Annotated in this window: 13 protein-coding genes; 7 read left to right on the top strand and 6 right to left on the bottom strand. The window is 66.0% G+C overall.

The genetic code is table 11. From position 1 onward, the window contains the following. A complete protein-coding gene (locus tag GUY30_RS17380) occupies positions 1–1,332 on the bottom strand; it encodes an MFS transporter (RefSeq protein ID WP_167200387.1) in 1,332 nt (443 codons plus the stop codon). 189 nt (positions 1,333–1,521) lie between these two features. On the opposite strand from GUY30_RS17380, the gene GUY30_RS17375 reads away from it, so the two are divergent. Continuing rightward, positions 1,522–2,703 (top strand): PucR family transcriptional regulator, encoded by a 1,182-nt coding sequence (locus GUY30_RS17375; protein WP_167200384.1) that lies wholly within the window; start codon positions 1,522–1,524, stop codon positions 2,701–2,703. Between the two features lie 112 nt (positions 2,704–2,815). Here GUY30_RS17375 and GUY30_RS17370 read toward each other — a convergent pair whose 3' ends face one another. Next, entirely contained in the window at positions 2,816–3,841 is a 1,026-nt protein-coding gene (locus GUY30_RS17370; RefSeq protein WP_167200381.1) for a DUF2332 domain-containing protein, read from the bottom strand. 307 nt (positions 3,842–4,148) lie between these two features. Between GUY30_RS17370 and GUY30_RS17365 the strand changes: the two genes are divergently transcribed. Together GUY30_RS17365 and GUY30_RS17360 are read left to right on the top strand one after the other, a co-directional pair. Next, positions 4,149–5,513, top strand: a complete 1,365-nt coding sequence (locus tag GUY30_RS17365) for an MFS transporter (protein ID WP_167200378.1) — start codon at positions 4,149–4,151, stop codon at positions 5,511–5,513. A 91-nt stretch (positions 5,514–5,604) separates the two neighbouring features. After that, a complete protein-coding gene (locus tag GUY30_RS17360) occupies positions 5,605–7,041 on the top strand; it encodes an FAD-binding oxidoreductase (protein ID WP_167200375.1) in 1,437 nt (478 codons plus the stop codon). A 154-nt stretch (positions 7,042–7,195) separates the two neighbouring features. Here the strand turns inward: GUY30_RS17360 and GUY30_RS17355 are convergent, their stop codons facing one another. Beyond that, positions 7,196–8,215, bottom strand: coding sequence for a siderophore-interacting protein (locus GUY30_RS17355; protein WP_167200372.1), 1,020 nt, complete (start codon positions 8,213–8,215; stop codon positions 7,196–7,198). A 222-nt stretch (positions 8,216–8,437) separates the two neighbouring features. On the opposite strand from GUY30_RS17355, the gene GUY30_RS17350 reads away from it, so the two are divergent. Together GUY30_RS17350 and GUY30_RS17345 are read left to right on the top strand one after the other, a co-directional pair. Beyond that, a complete protein-coding gene (locus GUY30_RS17350; RefSeq protein WP_167200369.1) occupies positions 8,438–9,418 on the top strand; it encodes an ABC transporter substrate-binding protein in 981 nt (326 codons plus the stop codon). 31 nt (positions 9,419–9,449) lie between these two features. Then, positions 9,450–10,805 (top strand): D-serine ammonia-lyase, encoded by a 1,356-nt coding sequence (locus tag GUY30_RS17345; protein WP_167200366.1) that lies wholly within the window; start codon positions 9,450–9,452, stop codon positions 10,803–10,805. A 71-nt stretch (positions 10,806–10,876) separates the two neighbouring features. Here GUY30_RS17345 and GUY30_RS17340 read toward each other — a convergent pair whose 3' ends face one another. Beyond that, on the bottom strand, positions 10,877–14,296 hold the full coding sequence (locus GUY30_RS17340; protein ID WP_228281517.1) for a hypothetical protein: 3,420 nt from the start codon (positions 14,294–14,296) through the stop codon (positions 10,877–10,879). A gap of 173 nt (positions 14,297–14,469) precedes the next feature. Between GUY30_RS17340 and GUY30_RS17995 the strand changes: the two genes are divergently transcribed. Next, positions 14,470–15,384 carry a flagellar basal body-associated FliL family protein gene (locus GUY30_RS17995; protein ID WP_228281516.1) on the top strand — a complete coding sequence of 305 codons (915 nt, stop codon included), beginning with the start codon at positions 14,470–14,472 and terminating at the stop codon, positions 15,382–15,384. Positions 15,385–15,405: 21 nt separating this feature from the next. Here the strand turns inward: GUY30_RS17995 and GUY30_RS17330 are convergent, their stop codons facing one another. Next, positions 15,406–16,815, bottom strand: coding sequence for an APC family permease (locus tag GUY30_RS17330; RefSeq protein WP_167200363.1), 1,410 nt, complete (start codon positions 16,813–16,815; stop codon positions 15,406–15,408). A gap of 146 nt (positions 16,816–16,961) precedes the next feature. Here GUY30_RS17330 and GUY30_RS17325 point away from each other — a divergent pair, with 146 nt between their 5' ends. Next, on the top strand, positions 16,962–17,354 hold the full coding sequence (locus GUY30_RS17325) for a hypothetical protein (RefSeq protein WP_167200360.1): 393 nt from the start codon (positions 16,962–16,964) through the stop codon (positions 17,352–17,354). Here the strand turns inward: GUY30_RS17325 and GUY30_RS17320 are convergent. After that, complete coding sequence (locus tag GUY30_RS17320) at positions 17,290–18,216, bottom strand: LysR family transcriptional regulator (RefSeq protein ID WP_167200357.1); 927 nt, start codon at positions 18,214–18,216, stop codon at positions 17,290–17,292. The genes GUY30_RS17325 and GUY30_RS17320 overlap by 65 nt on opposite strands. Between the last annotated feature and the right edge of the window lie 87 nt (positions 18,217–18,303).

Here is an 18,303-nt window from a genome sequence, read left to right as displayed (position 1 = left end):
TCAGTGTTTGAAGCCGGGCAGGTCGACGCTCATCCGAGGAGCGACAAAGCCGGCGAAAGCCGTGAACAGGGAGAGGAAGACGAGCATTGCGGCGGCCGGCCACCAGTGGTCGCCGGCGGAGGCGACGAAGCTCGTGGCCAGCAGCGGGATGAACCCGGAGAGCATGCCTGCGGCGTTCTGCGCCATGCCCACACCCGTGTAGCGGGTGGTGGCGGGGAACAGTCCGGTGAGCACGGTGCCCGAGGCCGCGTAGGGCAGGGACAGGGTGGACACGGCCAGGGTCATGGCGATGACGACGAGGACCGGGTTGCCGGACTCGAACATGAAGAACGCGGGAACCGCGACGACCGCCGAGGCGATTCCACCCCAGAGGATGACCTTCGAGGCTCCGTACTTCGTTCCCAGGGCACCGCCCCAGATCAGGGCGAGGATTTCGACGGCGGCCGCGACCATGCTGCCGAGCAGGAGGAGCGAATCGTCGTAGCCGAGGACGTTGACGCCGTACCAGACGCAGAAAGCGGTGACGAGGTAGAAGCCGCCGACGCCGAGGAGAGCCGCGGCCATGCCGATGATGATCTGCTTCCACGAGTCACGGAAGGTGGTGCGGATGGGGCTCTTCTCGACCTCGCCGGACTCTTCGAGCTGACGGAAGACCGGGGACTCTTCAAGGCGGGAGCGAAGGTAGACGGCGACGACGAGCAGCGGCAGGGCCACGAGGAACGGGATCCTCCAGCCGAATGAGTCGAAGCTGTCCTGTGAGAACACCAAGGTCATGACGAAGAAGCCGCCGGAGGACAGGATCGTGCCGATCGGGGAGCCGATCTGCGGGATCGCCGCATAACGGGCACGCAGGTGGAGCGGGGCGTTCTCGACGACGAGGGTCATCGCGCCCGACCACTCGCCGCCGACGAAGAGACCCTGGAGGATGCGCAGGAGCACGAGCAGGGCGGGAGCGGCGAAGCCGATCGCAGCATAGGTCGGCAGGAGGCCGATGAGGCCGGTGACGATGCCGATGCCGATGATCGTGATGAGCAGGACCTTGCGCCGACCGATCTTGTCGCCCATGCGGCCGAAGATCAGACCGCCGATGGGACGAGCTGCCAGTCCGACACCGAAGGTGGCGAAGGAGGCCATGGCGGCGGCCGTGGCGTTCTCGCTGGTGAAGTACTGGACGTTGAAGACCAGGGCGGCCGCTGCCGAGAAGAGGAAGAAGTCGTACCACTCGAGGGCGGTGCCGATCAGGGCGCCGGCGGCGACCTTGTTCGCGTCCTTGACGCTCAGTTCCGTTGTGGCATTGAGCTCGGCGGACGCCGTGGTGTTCTGCTCGCTCATGGTTCTCTCCGTCGAGTCCGGGGACCTGGGCCTGGTCGGCCGAGTCCGGGTGCGGGTGGTGCAGCGGTCGATCGAGGTGTTCGACCGGCAGGTATCGACCTTACAGAGTGCCACATGTCCTGATCCAGGCACATTTGTCGCCGAAATTTGGACCTTGCTTGTGCATATGCACATATTCTGGATGCTGTGATGGATGAACATGACGGATTTGCGGGCACACGACAGCTTCGGGACCGTCCGGAGCCCGGAGACGAACGCCGCTGGCTGGAACTCCTCGACGCTCTCGACCTCGACGAGCTGACCGAGCGATTCATGACCCGCGTCGTCACGGTCTCCGGCTACGATCCCGCCCCGATTCCGGTCTCGGAGCTGCGGCGGACCGGTCGGGCCTCCTTCTCCACCCTCATCGAGGGACTGCGATCCGGTGGGTTCGACGGGCCAGTGTCGGTTTCGACCGAGGTCGGAGTGTCGCGGGCTCGTGCGGGCATCCCGCTCGAGGCGCTCATGACCGCGATCCGCCATGACTTCAATGTGCTCTGGGAAGTGCTCACCCGAGTGGCGAACCAGGAGGATGCGGAACTCGTCATCAGGCACACCGGCATCGTCCTGTCCACCGTCGATGAGTACGTCTCCCAGGTCCAACAGGCCTATACCGCCGAGCGCACTCGGATGCGCGCGGAAGAGGATTCGGTGCATGCCGGACTCATCGCAAGCCTCTTCGATGATCCCGATCCGACGAGTGAGCGTCTGTCGAGGATCGCGACCGGCCTCGGACTCGATGTGGACTCACCGCTGCTCGTCGTCGCCGCCACCGGGGACGATGTCCGGGCCCTGCGGGTGATCATCTCCGATCATGTCCGCGCGGGCGGGACCATGTTCACGCACCACCTCGGCGAGGTTTTCATCGCTTTCAGTCCGGTGCCGGGCGGTGCCGGTCATCCGACGACGGCGCTCGCCACCAGGATCGCCGAGGCGAGGGTGGGGTATGTGCGCGCCGAAGGGATCGGCACCCTGCGGCGGTCGGCGCTGACCGCACGTGACCTCGCTGATGTCATCGCCGCTGATGAGACGTCTGCGATGACGTGGCGCAGCGGGTGGGCGCGGTTGGCCGCACGGTCGCTCAATGCCGCCGGCAATCCGATCCTCGCCGATGTCGAGTCCGCGCTGGCCGCCTGCGGTCCGATCGAGCGGGAGCGCCTCATCGAGGCGGTGCAGGTCTACCTCGCTTCGGGGAGCATCGGTGCGTCTGCCGCGCAGCTGTTCTGCCATCGCAATACGGTGGCGAATCGTCTGCGCCGCTTTGCCGACCTCACCGGAGTCGATCCGATGATCCCCGCCGAGGCGGCCCGCCTCGTCGTCGGTTGGGCGTGAATGTGGGGGTGCGGCGGCGCCTCGACGCGTCGATCAAAGCGGCGCGCAGATGTCTACCCGTGCACGGCGTGACATCCGCGTTGCGGCTTGAACGAGGGGTCCGGGCCGCGCATCAGGACTGCGGCAGGCCGGTGAAGCTCTGCCCGTGCGGTCCAGCCAGAGCGACAGCTCGGCCGTCGACGCTGAGGACGAATCGCCCATCGGCTTCGACCCCGAGCGTCTCGAGCTGCGCAGGAGTGTCAGGCAGGACGCCCGCTCCCTCGTTGCTGATCCACACGACGTCATCACGCGATCGCATGAGCGAAGCGAAGCAGGCACGCACCTCGGCGTCGACATAGGCCAGCACCGCGCTGTGGAAGACGACCGGCTGGGTCCCGGCGGGCACCTCGGCAAGCAGGGATTCGACGGTGTCGAGCAGGTCGCCGCGGACGAGATGCGGGGGATCGGCGGCCGCGATCGAGGCAGCGGCGAGGAGGCGCTCCCGCCTCGCCTCATGTTCGGGCCAGATCAGCGACGTCAGCCATTCCCGCTGGTCACCATCGGTGATATCAAGGGGATTGAGATCGATTCCGGCGCGCCACGCGACCTCGGGGAGGCGCTCTGGCACCGAGACATTCGTCAGTTCGCAGTCGAGCACGACCGCGCTCGGACCATCCGCAGGGTCGAGCGTCGTCGACTGCGCGGAATCTGAACCGGACGACCCGGTGACGGTGAATCGGTAGCTGTATCGGTCGGGATAGAGGCAGAGCCCCGCCGAGGCGCCGACCTCCATGAGCGCGAGCGGGCCGGGAATCCGTGCGAGCGCGGGGAGCAGCGTCGCACAGCGACCGGCCTCGTTCGTCTGTGTCGACCGGGCAAGCATGAGCTCCCGAACGTCGTCCCAATGTCTGAGCAGCCATGCGCGCAGGTCAGCATAGGTGCCCTCACCGGCGCCGAGGTGGCGGGCCGCGGCGAAGAGAAGGTTGGCTTGGCGCTTCGGTCGGGGAAGCTCGAGCAACAGGGCGATGACCTCGTCATCGGCGGCCACGCCTTCAGCCCAAGCGGTATAGATCGGGGAGGTACCGGCTGCTTCGAGGCGGGCGAACTTGCCGTAGTAGTCGCGCAGGGTTTCGGCTTCGAGTTCCGTTATCGGCTGCATGTCGCCCCCTTGCAGTGGTATCCGCGCCTCAGTGACTTCATCGTACCGATCAGTTGCCCGACGGTGAGCGGGCAACCGAAACGTCGTTCAAGGCGGAACGCGGATGTCGAGTCGAGCACGGTTCGACATCCGCGCGCCGGCTTGAATGAGTCGATTGAAGTCCCCGTCCCGGTATTCGGTACTTTTGCTGCGAACGCTAGGTCAGCCGCCCCTGCTGTCGTAATGTGTTGCCATCATGCGCCGACGACCATGTTCGCGGCGCATCCCCGCGCCACCACCGTGGCCCGACCTGATCGAAGGAGATCCCATGTCATCCGAGGTGAGCCCGCCTGTGAGCGGACAGACCCCCGCCGGTTCGGCACTGGAGAAGAGGACCCTGCGCAAGGTCCTCATCCGTCTCATCCCGTTCGTCATCGCGATGTACTTCATCAACTACCTCGATCGGACGAACATCGGCATCGCCGGGCCGGGCGGGATGAACGAAGACCTCGCAATGAACGCGACGCAGTTCGGGTTCGCCGCAGGCATCTTCTTCTTCGGCTACCTCATCCTCGAAGTGCCCTCGAACCTCGCTCTGCACAAGTTCGGCGCACGCATCTGGCTCGCCCGCATCCTCATCAGCTGGGGAATCGTCGCGGCGGCCATGGCCTTCGTGCCCAACCACGGATGGCTCTACGTCCTGCGGTTCCTCCTCGGCGTTGCCGAGGCGGGATTCTTCCCCGGCATCATCCTCTACCTCACATACTGGTTCCCGACCTCGATGCGCGCCCGGGCCACGGCCCTCTTCATGCTCGCCATTCCGCTCTCCAGCGTCGTCGGGTCGCCCCTGTCGTCGTGGCTGATCTCCAGCGGCAACGCGATCTTCGAGGACTTCGCCGGTTGGCGCTTCATGTTCATCATCGAAGGTGTGCCCGCGATTCTGCTCGGCATCATGTGCATCTTCTACCTCACCGACCGTCCGCGCGATGCGAAGTGGCTGAGCGCCGAAGAGCGCAACTGGCTGCAGGCGACGATGGACGCCGAGGAGAAGAGCAAGGAAGAGACCTTCCACTACCCGGTCCGCCGCTCGCTGCTGCAGCCGCGCGTGTGGGCCCTGTCCTTCGTCTACTTCGGCATGGTCTACGGCCTCTACGCCATGAGCTTCTTCCTCCCCACGATCATCGCCGGCTTCCAGGAGTCCTTCGGCGTCGAATACTCGATCGTCGAGATCGGCCTCATCACGGCCATCCCCTACATCTTCGGCGCCTTGGCCATGTACTTCTGGTCCCGCCACGGCGACCGCACCGGCGAACGAGTCTGGCATGTCGCCCTGCCGCTGTTCATCGGCGGAGTGGCGATCCCGATAGCCCTCTACCTGTCCTCGCCGTTCACGACGATGATCGCCGTGACGATCACCTGCATGGCGATCTGCGCGGCCCTGCCGACCTTCTGGCCGCTGCCGCAGACCTTCCTCGCCGGAGCCGGCGCCGCAGCGGGCCTCGCGCTCATCAACTCGCTCGGCAACTCCGCGGGCTTCTTCGCCCCCTACATCACCGGCTGGCTGGCCGACCTCACCGGCACCCAGAACGCGGGCATGTGGGTCGTCGGCGCAGCCATGGTCGCCGCGGGCATCGTCACCCTCATCCTCAGAGCCGCTCCCGCACCGGATAACCTGGACGCGAAACTGAAGTGACGGTCCTCGCGGTACCACACCTCGCCGAGGCGGCCGACCGTTCCGTACTCGCCCGCCGTCCGCCTTCGCCCCACCGATCCGAGGAGCACAATTGACGACCCCGACGTCCACCGCACCCGACTTCCCCGCCCTCGACCCGGCGGCACTCGAGCATCTCACAGCGAAACTGAGTCCGGGTGCGCTGACGACTGACCCGGACGTCATCGACGCCCACTCCAGCGACGAAGCCCTGTTCTGCCCGCGTGAAGGGGCGATCGCCCTGGTCAGGGCCGCCTCGGCGGAAGACGTCCAAGAGGTCATGGCCTTCGCCAGCGCACACCGGGTGCCGGTCGTCCCGCAGGGGGCGAGATCCGGGATCTCGGGAGGCGCGAACGCCTCACCAGGAGCGATCCTGCTCAACGTGTCTAAGATGAAGGACGTCGTGGCCGTCAACGAGGCCGAACGCCTCGTCACCGTCCAACCGGGCATCATCAACCAGGACCTCAAGGACCACCTCGCCCCGTTCGGACTGTCCTACCCGCCGGATCCGGGGTCGGTGGCCCTGTCCTCGATCGGCGGAAACATCGCGACGAACGCCGGCGGACTCTGCTGCGTTAAATATGGTGTGACCAGGGATTATGTCCGCTCACTCAAGGTCGTTCTGGCCGACGGGTCCATCACCACGCTCGGCCCGCAGACGGCCAAGGGCGTGGCCGGGCTCGATATGCGTCACCTCTTCATCGGCTCCGAAGGCACCCTGGGCATCGTCGTCGAGGCGACGCTGCGCCTCGTGCCCGCCCTGCCCGAGCCGTTCACCGCGATCGCGACCTTCCCGGATGAGCGCAGCGGACTGCAGACCGTCGCCGACTTCATGGCCGACGGCGGGGTGCCGAGCCTGTTCGAATTCCTCGACGGGGCAAGCCTGCGCATGCTCAACGACTACGGCGACTTCGGCCTCGACGGTGACGCCGGTTCGATGCTCATCATGCAGGTCGACGACAACCCGACCGATGCGGAAGCTGCAATGTCGGCCTTCACCGAGGTGGCCCAGCGCTGCGGTGCCCTCGACGTCGCGTACTCCGACGACCCGAGCGACTCCGCGGCACTCATCACCGCGCGGCGGATGATCCAGCCGGCCTATGAGAAGTTCGCCACCGCCCACGGTGGCGGTCAGCTGCTCGACGATGTGTGCCTGCCGCGCACCGCCGTGCCCGAATTCTGCGACCGACTGGCCGAGCTGCGGTCATCATCCGGACTCGAGATCGCCCTCGTCGCGCACGCCGGCGACGGAAATATGCACCCATCGGTGTTCTTCGACTCCGGCGATGCGGCCGAGACGGCGAAGGCCGAAAGGGTGTTCGCTGAGATCATGCGCATCGGCCTCGAACTCGGCGGCACGATCACCGGCGAACACGGGGTCGGGTTCCTCAAGCGCGCTTGGCTGCCGAATGAACTCGACGAAGGATCGCGACGGATCCAGCTGGCCGTGAAGAACGCGCTCGACCCGCTGGGCATCCTCAACCCAGGGAAGATGCTCGCCGAGATCTGAACGCAGTCGGGCGGTCGGCAAATGTCAGAACCCGACCCGCACGCGTCGTTTTCGTGCCCGAAGACTCGATCTGTGGTGGAGCCAATGCTGCCGACGACGAAGGCACAGATGACGGTGCTGACGGCGACGGCTCAGCTGAACCGGGTCTGAGGACTCAGCCTTCGGCCTTGCCCTGACGCCAGTAGCCCATGAACGCGATCTGCTTGCGGTCGACTCCGACTTCCTGGACGAGGTAGCGGCGCAGACGCTTGACCGGCCCGGCCTCACCGGCGATCCAGGCATAGAAGGGACGGTCGTCCTTCTCCGTGGCACTCGAACTTCCCTGAGCCGCCTCGGTGAGGGCCGCGGGAACATCCCAGAGGATCTCCTCGTCGATGTTGACGTCGTCGAGTTCTCGGACCGGACCATCTGTGGTGCCCGCTGACCCTGCGGATCCGGCTCCGACCTCGGCGGGGATCCGGGTCTCCGAACGGACCGCCTCGCGGACGGCGGGTTCGAGCAGCTGTCCGAATTCGGCTTCCCCGCGCGGCAGCCATTCGATCTCGAAGCCTGCGGGAGCAGTCATGTCGATGATGTCCTCGGCGCTGGGGACCTCGAGAACGGCTTTCCCTCGGGCCCGGCTGTCCTTGAGCGAATCGAGGATCGAGGCGATGGCGGGTACGGCGGTCTCGTCGCCGGCGAGCAGGATCTGGTGGGCATCGCCGGGGGCGAATTCGATCCCGGCGCACGGCGTCTCCGAAGTGCGGGAGGGGCCGATGATGTGGAGACGGTGCCCCACCTCGGCGGCCTCGGCCCATTCGGCTGCGGGGCCCGAATGGCCGTGCTCATCGGTGTGGAGGACCATGTCGATGACGAGTCGGCGGTCGGCATCGTTCCATTCGCGCACGGTGTAGGTGCGCATCGCACCGCGCTCCTCGGGGCTGACCTGCAGCCAGGCCTGGTACCAGGACACCCCGGCGGCTTCCTGCTCGGTGAGGAATGCCGGCAGATCGAACGTCGGTGCGGCGGAGCGTTGAGGCGGGATGACGAGTTTGATCCGCAGATCACGAGGGTGGGTGTTCGGGCCGAAGTCTTCGAGTCCCGCACCCCCGAACGTCACCCGACGGAAGCACGGGCTGAGATCGTCGACGGCGAGGACCTCTGCTTCGAAGGCGCCGATGGGGGCTCGTGACACTGATACTCCTTCGCATCCTCAGCGACCACGTGGTCGTAAGGTCGTCCCCGCGGGGACGCGTTCTGTTCGTGTGTGCAGCTGTCGTGGAAGTCGGAACATCCGCAACGCTACTCTACTCTAATTTAGTAAGGCTAGCCTTTCCAAATAATGCTACGGTGGTCCCGGCGTCACTACAGGCGCACCAATTCCGTCCCCGCGGGGACGCTCACCGAAAGGCTCTCGATGCGTCGTCGTCAGCTCCTTGCCCTGTCCGTTCTCGTCCCGTTCGCCCTCGTCGCCTGCCGGGGCGAGGCCGACGGTGAGGCGGGAGGCGGCGCTTCCGGTGCTGCTGACAGCGCCCCGAACTTCAGGTATTCGCCGGAAGGATATGACGGACTGACGATCGAAATCGACCGTCCGGCGAAGCGCATCGCCGCGGACTTCTATTCGGCGGCCGGCCTTGCACAGTACGGCGTCACGCCGGTCGCGGTCTTCGGCTTCGGGCAGAACGAATCCCCGGGCAAGGCTTTCGACCAAGAAGGCGTTGAAGTTGTCGGCACCGATATGGAACTCGATATCGAAGCCCTCGCCGTCGCCGAGCCGGACATCCTCGTCGCCTACGGCAATGAGGCAGGAGACGGGTGGACCTGGTGGGACGAGAAGGTGAAGGGCCAGGTCAGCGAGCTCGTGCCCTTCGTCCCGGTCAAACTCGGTGGGCAGAGTCCCGATGCGATGCTCGCCCAGTATGCGGCCATCGCGAAGGCACTGGGCAAGGACACGGAGACCGGCGATATCGCGGACAAGCGCAAGGCCTTCGATGACGCTCGAGCACGCATCCGCACTGTGGCGAAGAAGCAGGACGATCTGACAGTTCTGCTGGCGAACTTCACCGCCGAGATCAACTACACCTCGAACTCCCTGGGCATCGCCGAGATGCTCACCGAAGATGGGCTCACCCTCGTCGGACCCGACGCCACGGGAGACAGGAGCTGGGCCGAAGTCTCCTGGGAGAAGATGTCGGACTACCCGGCCGACGTCGTCCTCGTCCACGACGCCTCGACCGACTACGAGGACAATCCGGTCTACAGACGACTGCCCGCAGTCGAGGCAGGACAGCTGGGCACCTGGGACGACAAACGCGCCTACACCTATGACGGCTACGCGACATGGCTGAACGAACTCGCCGATGTCCTCGAATCCGCGAAGAAGATCGTCAAGAACTGAGGCCCGCACCCTGCCGGGCTACGATCGGTGCATGTCCGCACTGCCTGACGACCTCAGCACCGACGAGATCATCCGATCCCTGGCATCGGGCCGACCGACGACGTGGCTCCGCTCCACCCCCACCGAGGCGGCCCTGCCCGATCTCGGCGCGGTCATGGATTCCGCGGCGGCCCGGTTCGACTGCTTCGCCCCCTGGTTCGCGACGACCTTCCCGGAGACATCGACGGTCCCGGCCGAATTCGCCGAGGCGTTCCCGGAAGCCGGCGGCGGAATGATCGAATCGACCCTGATGCCGGCACCGGCGGCGCAGCGTCGCCTCGACGACCTGTTCGGATCCGACCTGGTCGGACGGCTGTGGCTCAAGCGCGACGACAGTCTGCCGGTGAGCGGGTCGATCAAGGCCCGTGGCGGCTTCCACGAGGTGCTTGAATTCGCCGAGGCGGTCGCCGCCGACCATGGCCTCGACCCACTCGATCCCGCCACCTATTCGAGTGTTCAGTTCCGTGACATCGCTGCGAATCACCGCATCGTCGTCGGGTCGACCGGCAACCTCGGGCTGTCGATCGGAATCCTGAGCGCTCGCCTCGGGTTCGCCGCCTCGGTGCATATGTCCGCCGATGCCCGGGAATGGAAGAAGACGATGCTGCGCGACCACGGCGTCGACGTCATCGAACACGCCGGCGACTTCGTCGAAGCCGTCGAAGCCGGCCGCGCCTCGGCGGAAGCCGCCGCGAACACGCACTTCGTCGACGATGAGGACTCGGTGAGCCTCTTCGCCGGATACTCGGTGGCAGCGCTGCGACTGAAACGCCAGTTCGCGGCCGTCGGCGTGACCATAGATGATCGCAATCCGCTCACTGTCTATCTGCCGTGCGGAATTGGAGGCGGGCCCGGGGGAGTGACCTTCGGACTCCGACGTGTCTTCGGTACGGCGGTGCGCTGCATCTTCGTCGAATCCAGTCAGGCCCCAGCGATGTTCCTCGGCGTGCGCACCGGCCGGCACAGCGACATCTCCGTGCAGGACATCGGCCTGACCGGAGCCACCGCGGCCGACGGGTTGGCGGTCGCCCGCCCGTCACGCTTCATCGGACCGACGATCGGGCCGCTGATCTCCGGTTTCGCTGCGATCCCCGACGAGGTCATCCGGGCCGGAGTCGGGGTGCTCCACGAAACCGAAGGCATCGACGTCGAACCCTCGGCAACCGCCGGACTGACCATCCCGTGGCGGATGGGCGACGCAGGGGCCGAATCGGCGCCGGGCATCCACTTGGTGTGGCTCACCGGTGGGGCGATGGTCCCCGACGATGAGTGCGCCGCCTACGTCGATGAAGGACGAGGGCTCGTGGAACGGATCGGCAGCACCGCCTCGGCGATCTTCGTCGACTGAACCGCGTGTCGACCAGCGTGTCCCTGGACTGAACGGCGTGCCCCGGCTGGGGCCGGGCCACGCCGCGTCGGTCACCAGTCCCAGGGGTTGTCGCTGACGGTGATGACGATCTTGCCGTCGACAATCTCGGCGGTGCCGTTGAGGTCGAAGGACACGGTGTCATCGAAGGGTTCGGACTCGTCGAACATGTCGTAGGTGCCGGTCACGAGGGCCTCACCGGACGTGTTCGAGGAGATCAGCCACGCCGGACCGCCGTTCGGACCGGTCGCGTCCTCCGGGTTCGAGTACTGGTCGGCACCCAAGGAGTCATCGGCGACGGTCACCGTCGGATACGACGAGATCGACCAGGTGAGTCCGGTGGCGTCATAGCTTTCGGCCAGTGAGGATCCGAACGGGCACCCGTCGGGCTGGGCGACGGACTTCTTCGCGCAGCTGTCGATGAGGGTCTTGACCTGTTTGTCGACCTCGGTGCGGAACGCGTCCGAGGGGTGGGCTGAGAGTACCGGCGTCTCCTCGCCCTCCATGTTCGCGTCATCGCCGAGGAACGCCCGCACCTCGACCGCGTCGGCGGTGATGAGATCGGACTTCTCGGCCAGGTCGATCGTGTAGAGACCGGGGAAGGCCGGCAGGGACAGGGTCGACCCGTCGCTGTCGACGTCGATTCCGTTGACCTTGACCTTCTTGAGGCCGGGAGTGTCGACGGTGAGAGTGAGCAGGTCCGGGCTCTTGAGCGCCCAGTCGTCGAAGAACAGCGCCTTCTTCCCCGCTTTGTGCAGGGTCAGGGTGCTGTTGCCCTTGGAACCGCCGACATCGTAGGTGACTGCGACCGTCGCCGTGTCTCCTGAGATCTCGGCGTCTTCGACGGTGACATCGTCGGGCAGTGCCTTCGAGCCGCCGAGGACGTCGTTGGTCAGCAGGGTGCGTGACTCCTGCGGAACGTCGACGTCGGCGACCTTGAGTGCACCTTCGGCGTCACCGTCGGAGAGCTCCGAGAAGTACTTCTCCACCGTCGCCTCGGGGCCGAACATGTGCCCGTTGAGCTGGGTGACGACGATGATCGCGGCCACAAGGAGGAGGGCGGCACCGCCGGCGACGACTGAGACGAGCTTCGCCTTCTTCTTGTCGAAGGGTTGGGCCGGACCCGCGTACGGCTGCGCGGCGTACATTCCCTGCGGAGCCGAGTACGACTGCTGACCGGCCGAACCCTGCGGCCAGGCATAAGCCTGCTGGTCGGACGGAGTCGGAGGCGGCGGTGGACCCTGCTGCGGGCCTTGCTGCGTAGCGCCCGGGGCGGAGAACTGCTGGGGGCCCTGTTGCAGTCCCTGCTGCGGAGCGCCCGGATGACTGCCAGGTTGGCTTCCCGGATGGGCCTGCGGCTGACCCTGCCCCTGACCCTGCGAGCCGAACGCGTCCGGCGATGCCGGCTGGCCCTGATAACCGGCGGGCCCGTGCGGTCCGACTTCGCCGGGTCCCGGAGCGACCGGCGGCGGTGCCGGAGCTGAAGCCTGAGCCAGATCGGGATGGACGAACGCGAACTGCGGTTCGCTCATTCCCAGATACGGTCCCCAGTGCGGGTGCACCGTCCGCCCGGCGGCGATCCGTGCCACCGCGGGGAAGGTGAGGGCGAGACGTGGGCCGAGGGTGCGCGAGAGCACCTCGATGATCCCACCCCAGAGAGCGAAGATGAGGAATGTCCAGGCCAGGGGACCGATCCCCGCACGAGCCGCACCGGAACCGCCGAAGAACATGGCCGCCTCGGCGGATCCGGACATCGACATGTTCGCGGGAATGGCCAGCAGCGACAGCAGGCCCCAGACGAGGCAGAACGCCACCGGCAGCTTCCACGCACTCGACCACTGCTGCTTGTCCTGCTCGATCACGGTCCAGGCCGGTCGACGCGTGACGGTGGCGACGACCGTGGCGATCAGCACGGTGACCGCAACGACGAGCAGTCCCAGCCACAGCAGGTCGGGAGCCTCGCGGCTGAACAGGGTGAGGCTTTCGGAGAAGGTGTCCGAGTAGAAGCCCAAGTCGCCCTGGGCGGTGGCGCTGATTCCGCCGAGGTGGGTCAGCGAGGTGAGGATGAGGCCCATGTTGACGAACGTCAGCGGGACCAGCTGGCCCGGCATCTCGACGGACAGCGGCAGGACGAAGAGTGCGACGATCGAGAACACGGCCACGGTGAGGGCGAAGTGGATCCACGTCACCAGCAGTGGCGGAACGGCCCAGCGCAGGAATGGTGCACCGATCGCCTCGGTGCCCTTGAAATGCCCGGCGACCCGGCCGGCGATACTCGTGATGAGGATGACGAGCAGCGGCAGGAAGAACGATCGGGCGGTGACCGCGGAGAAGGAGAAGGTGAACGACCCTTCCTCCTCGAGAGCGGAGGCGCGGGCGGCGAAGATGACCTGGAAGAGGAAGAGCACGAGCGTCATCGCCAGAGTCGCGACCCCGATGCGGATCCACGTGGACACCCGATTGGGCGCGGGGGATCGGCGTTCGCTGATCTTCGTCATCCACCACAGCAGACCCACAATGACGATGGTGACCACCAGAGGTGCTCCGGTGGTGAAGATGCTCAGCTGGGCATTGAAGCTGTCAGGGGCGTTGATGTCCAGGCGCAGCGCCGCCGAACCGAACAGCGACAGCGCCATGAGGATGAACGGCAGGGCGTAGTTGAGGCTGTCGAGGTTGAGTCCGGTCTCCTCCGTCACGGAGTCGAACTCCGACATCGACGTGAGGATGATAGTGAGGATGATGGAGACGATGATGCCGCCGAGCAGAGCGATCCCCGGTGGGATCAGCGCGGTTTTCCACGTGGATCCCTTCCCCAGCGCCGAGGCGAACTTCGACTTCGGTGCGTTCGCAGGGTAACCCGGTGGTGCGGGGTAGGGCATCGGACCGGATTGGCCGGTCGGGTCGGGGCCCTGCTGGTGAGGGGCTCGCTGGTAGGGGCCGGAGCCCTGTGGGTAGAGCCCCTGTTGGTAAGCGTCCTGTTGGTAAGGGCCCGAGCCTTGCAGGTACGCGCCCTGCTGATAGGCGCCCTGCTGGTAGGCATTCTGCTGGTCGGGGCTCTGCTGGTAGGCATTCTGCTGGTCGGGGCTCTGCTGGTAGGGATCGGGTTGGTTGGTGCCGGGCCCTTGAGCGTATGGGTCGGCTGTCTGTCCGGCGGTGGGTGATCCGTCTTCGGGCGGTGCCCAGCGAGCGGTCTCCTCGGTGGAATCGGAACTGTCGGCCCCTGCTGAATCTGCAGAACCGATCGTTTCCGAGCTCTCGGCATCGGAGGCAGGATCGGAGGTGGAGTCGGATCCGACAGAATCCATCACTTCGGTAGCGTCATCATCTTGAGCCTGGGGAGATTCCGGGGCCTCGGTGCCCGCCTCATCAGACGATTCGGGACTCTCCTGGTCCTCAGCAGCCTGGTCTTCGGCGGTCTGATCCTTCGGATCCTCGGCGGCGGTCGGTGTCGTCTCGTCGGATTCGTCGTGCATACCCAGTCCTCAAGTGCAGTTGCCTGACAGCTGCGCAATGTAGTTCAAATCGAAACAATCAACTGAGCAGATCAAGCATGTGTAGTTCACAACTTATATTAGGCTGTTAATGCAAGAGAAGTTCTATATTGGGACTTTTTCTGAAATACGGCGTGATCGATCTGGAGTTACGGATGAGTACGAACCCTCCCGGGCGCGGGGATGAGAACGAATGGGACGTCAACGACCGGTCGGGAAGCCAGTGGTCCTCGCAGCCCGGATCCCAACCGGGACCCCCGCCGAGCCCGCAGTCAGGACCCCAGTCGGGCAACGGTTGGAACACTCCGCCGACTCCTCCACAGTCACCTCAGCCGCATCGCCCCTATATCCAGACCCCGCACTCGCAGAGCGGCCCGCCTTACGGCGTCGGCCAGCCTCCTCACCAGCAACCGCCCCCGCCGCCACCTGGCTATGGTCCGGGACCGTTTCAGCGCGCCGGACAGCCCGCGCAGAAGAAGCGCGGAGGACTCATCGCTCTTCTCGTCATCGTCGGCATCGTCCTCGCCGGTGGCATCGGATGGGGCGCGGCGACCTTCTTCTCGAAGGACTCCGATGATCCCGAGTCCGTCGCCTCCACGACTGAGCCGACGAACTCCGCCAGCGACGACGGTTCGGCCGCGGCCGGCCAGCCACCCGAACCCACCGAGACCGAATCGGCGCTGCCCGACGACCCGAAGAAGGCACTCGAACAGCTCGCCGACTCCGACGGGAAGACAGCGAAGAGCGAACTCAACGGCAAATGGGTGCCGCAGCTGAGCTCGAAGAAGGTCGGCCTCGAAGCCGAAGGAAAGACCTGGGACGAAGAATCGATCCTCGAAGAATTCGAAGGACTGCGCGAAGAATTCCCCCGCGTGAAGCTCATCTGGTCCGGCGACTTCGGCAGCTTCAAGGAAGACGACTTCTGGGTCACCGTCGTCGGCATCGGATACGACGACCCCGAAGACGCCCTGTCCTGGTGCTCATCGCACGGACTCGACCCCGACAGCTGCTACGCCAAACAGCTCAACACCTCCGGCAGCCACGACGGAACGACCCGCCTGCAGGACTGACGACCCCCGCGCCGAGGCGGCTCAACCGTGGGTTCGCCGCCGGTTGTTCACCGCGAACACCGCAATGCCGATGATCACCCAGATTGCTCCGATGAGCAGGGCCAGCGGATTCGCGCTGACGAGCACGGCAATGAGCAGTCCGGCGCCGCTGATGGGAATGACTCCGTGTTTGAACCAGTTCGGAGCCTCGCTGCCCTGCTTTTTCACGAGGAAGTACCCGACCACCGAGGCCTGGAGGAACACGAACGCCGTCAGTGCACCGACATTGACGATCGAGGTCAGCTGGTCGAGACCATCGGCCCGGGTCGCTGCCCACCCTGCCACGATGACGTTTCCCCCGGCGGCCACGAGGATCCCCTTCCACGGCACACCGGTCTTCGGGGCCACCTCGGCGAGGAATTTCGGCACCTGCCGGGACCGTCCCATGTCCATGAGGATGCGGGAGCCGGCGGCCTGGCCGATCATCGCGGAGAACGCCGCGCCCACGGCCTTGGCCAGAGCGAGCAGCCAGTGCAGCCACGAGCCGAGCGTCGAGTCGACGGCGCTGTAGTAGGCGGCCCCCTCGAGCGCGGGGTCGGCCTGCAGGTCCGCCGGAGTCAACGGTGAGAGCAGACTGCCCACCCAGGTCTGCGCGACGAAGAAGACACCGGCCAGGACGAGGCAGATGAGCGTGGCCCGGCCGACGATCCGCGGCCCGCCCTTGGCCTCCTCGGAGAACGTCGCGAGCGAATCGAAGCCGAGGTAGGACAGGACGGCCACGGACACGGCCGCGAGCACCGCGGTCACGGAGAACGCATCGACACCGGTCAGCGGGGTCAGCCATCCCCGCGTCGGCCCATTCTGGACGAGGTAGGCGATGCCGAGGATGAGAACCAGGCCGAGGACGGCCACCTCGGCGAGGACGACTCCGGTGATCACACGGGAGGCGATCTTCACTCCGGCGAGGTTGAGGCCGGTGGTGAGGACGACGGCCACGGCCACGAACACCCAGACGGGCAGGGCCGGGAAGATCGAGTTGAGGGCGATCCCGGTGAACAGATAGGCGACCGAAGGGATGAAGAGATAGTCGAGGAGGATCATCCACCCCGCGACGAAGCCGGCCGGTTTCCCGATGCCCGCCGAGGCGTAGGCGAAGACCGTGCCCGCCCGGGGAACCTCCCGTGACATGCGCATATAGCTGACCGCGGTGAAGGCCATGACGATCGTCGCGACGATATAGACCAGCGCCACCGCGCCGCCGGACCGGGCGTCGAGCGTGCCGAACACACCGACTGCGGCCGCGGGACCGATGAAGACGAGACCGAAGAAGACGAGTTCGCTCAGACCGATCGTCCGCCGCAGGCTTCCCCCGATCGCCGAGGCGGCCGTGCCCTCGGGTGATGATGGATCGGATCCGGTTCCGGATCGGTCGTCGGCAGTCGTGTCGTCCATCGTGATGCCGTCCTTTCGACGCGAGGCCCGATCTGCTGGGTTCATTGACCGGTGTGCGATCGGTGAGTGTGCGCTTCAACTTTACGCGCAGGTCATGGTGTGGTCTCCGGTCCCCGATAGGATCGGGGGTGACGAAGGAGGACCGGATGACGCATCACCCGCAAATGATCCAGCCCGGTGGGTTCCCGCCGGGTGGGGCGCCTGCGAAGAAGCCATCCGTGGTGCCGGGAATCCTCCTCATCATCGCCGGAGTCCTCGGTCTGGGCGTGGGGGTGTGCATCCTCGTCATTCCCATGTTCCTGTTCCTCCTCGGCGGCGGCGGGAACGTCGACGCCTTCGACGATTTCGCGTCGGGCTTCTTCATCACCGGATTCGTCGTCGCTGTCGTGTCCGTTCTGGTGCTGATCGCCGGGATCGTGCTGACCACCGTCGTCGCCAGAAAGCGACGCAGAATGCGACCGCAGGTCTGGATGGTCATGCCCCCTGGCGGGCCGCAGTTTCAGCAGACTCCCGGAGGACCTCCAACGCCGAGGCGATGATCGGCTGAGTGCCCGAGCCGCGGCGGATGCCCGAGAGGATCTTCCGCGACGGCACCGGATCCCCGCGCAGCGGCACGCGCACCACATCGAAGCCGTCCGGCAGGCGTGCCAGTCGAGGGATGAGTGCGACCCCGAGTCCCGCCGAGACCAACGATGCCCCCGTCTCCCACTCGCGTGACTGGTGGGCCTGTTCCGGTTGGAAGCCGGCTGCCGCACATGCCGTGCGCACCAAGCGGTGATAAGGCGAACCCGCCCGATCGAGGATCCAGGACTCCTCGGCGGCTTCGCTCAGCGCCACCGCTGATTTCTCTGCCAGAGGGTGTCCCACGGGGACCAGCAGATCGAGGCGATCGCTGAACAGCGCCGACTGCTCGAAACGGGGATCGCTGCGCGGCGGCAGCGGATCGGTGGCGACGACCACGGCGACATCGGCGTGCTCGGAGACGAGAAGGTCGAAGCACTCCTCGGGGTCGGCTTCGATGATCGTGACCTCGGCGCCGGGGAACCGCTCCATCACGGTCAGGGCCGTCGGTGGAAGCAGCGCGGCCGCGGCAGTGGAGAACCCGCATAGACGCAACCGTCTGCTGCGTGTATCGAGACCGGAGTCGAGGCCGTCGAGTTCACCGCGGATCTCCTCCCACCGGATGAAGAGCTCCTGCGAGCGTTCGAGGAGGAGCTGACCGGCACGAGTGAGGACGAGGCCGCGTCCGCGCGGTTCGACGACACGGACACCGAGCTCCTTCGATAAGCCTCTGAGCTGGTGCGATACGGCCGAAGGGGTATATCCGAGGCGGTGTGCCGCCTCGGTGAGAGTGCCGACTTCGGCAAGGACCCGAAGGACGTGGAGACGCGGATCGATCATGCAATAGTATTGCACGTTTCGGATGAAGAAGATTTGCTTTTCTTCACCAAACCTCTGGCGGACACTGGGAGCAGGAGCACGAACTCC

The organism is Brevibacterium pigmentatum (assembly GCF_011617465.1).
Lineage (GTDB): Bacteria > Actinomycetota > Actinomycetes > Actinomycetales > Brevibacteriaceae > Brevibacterium > Brevibacterium pigmentatum.
This window is presented reverse-complemented; position numbering and strand designations above follow the sequence as displayed.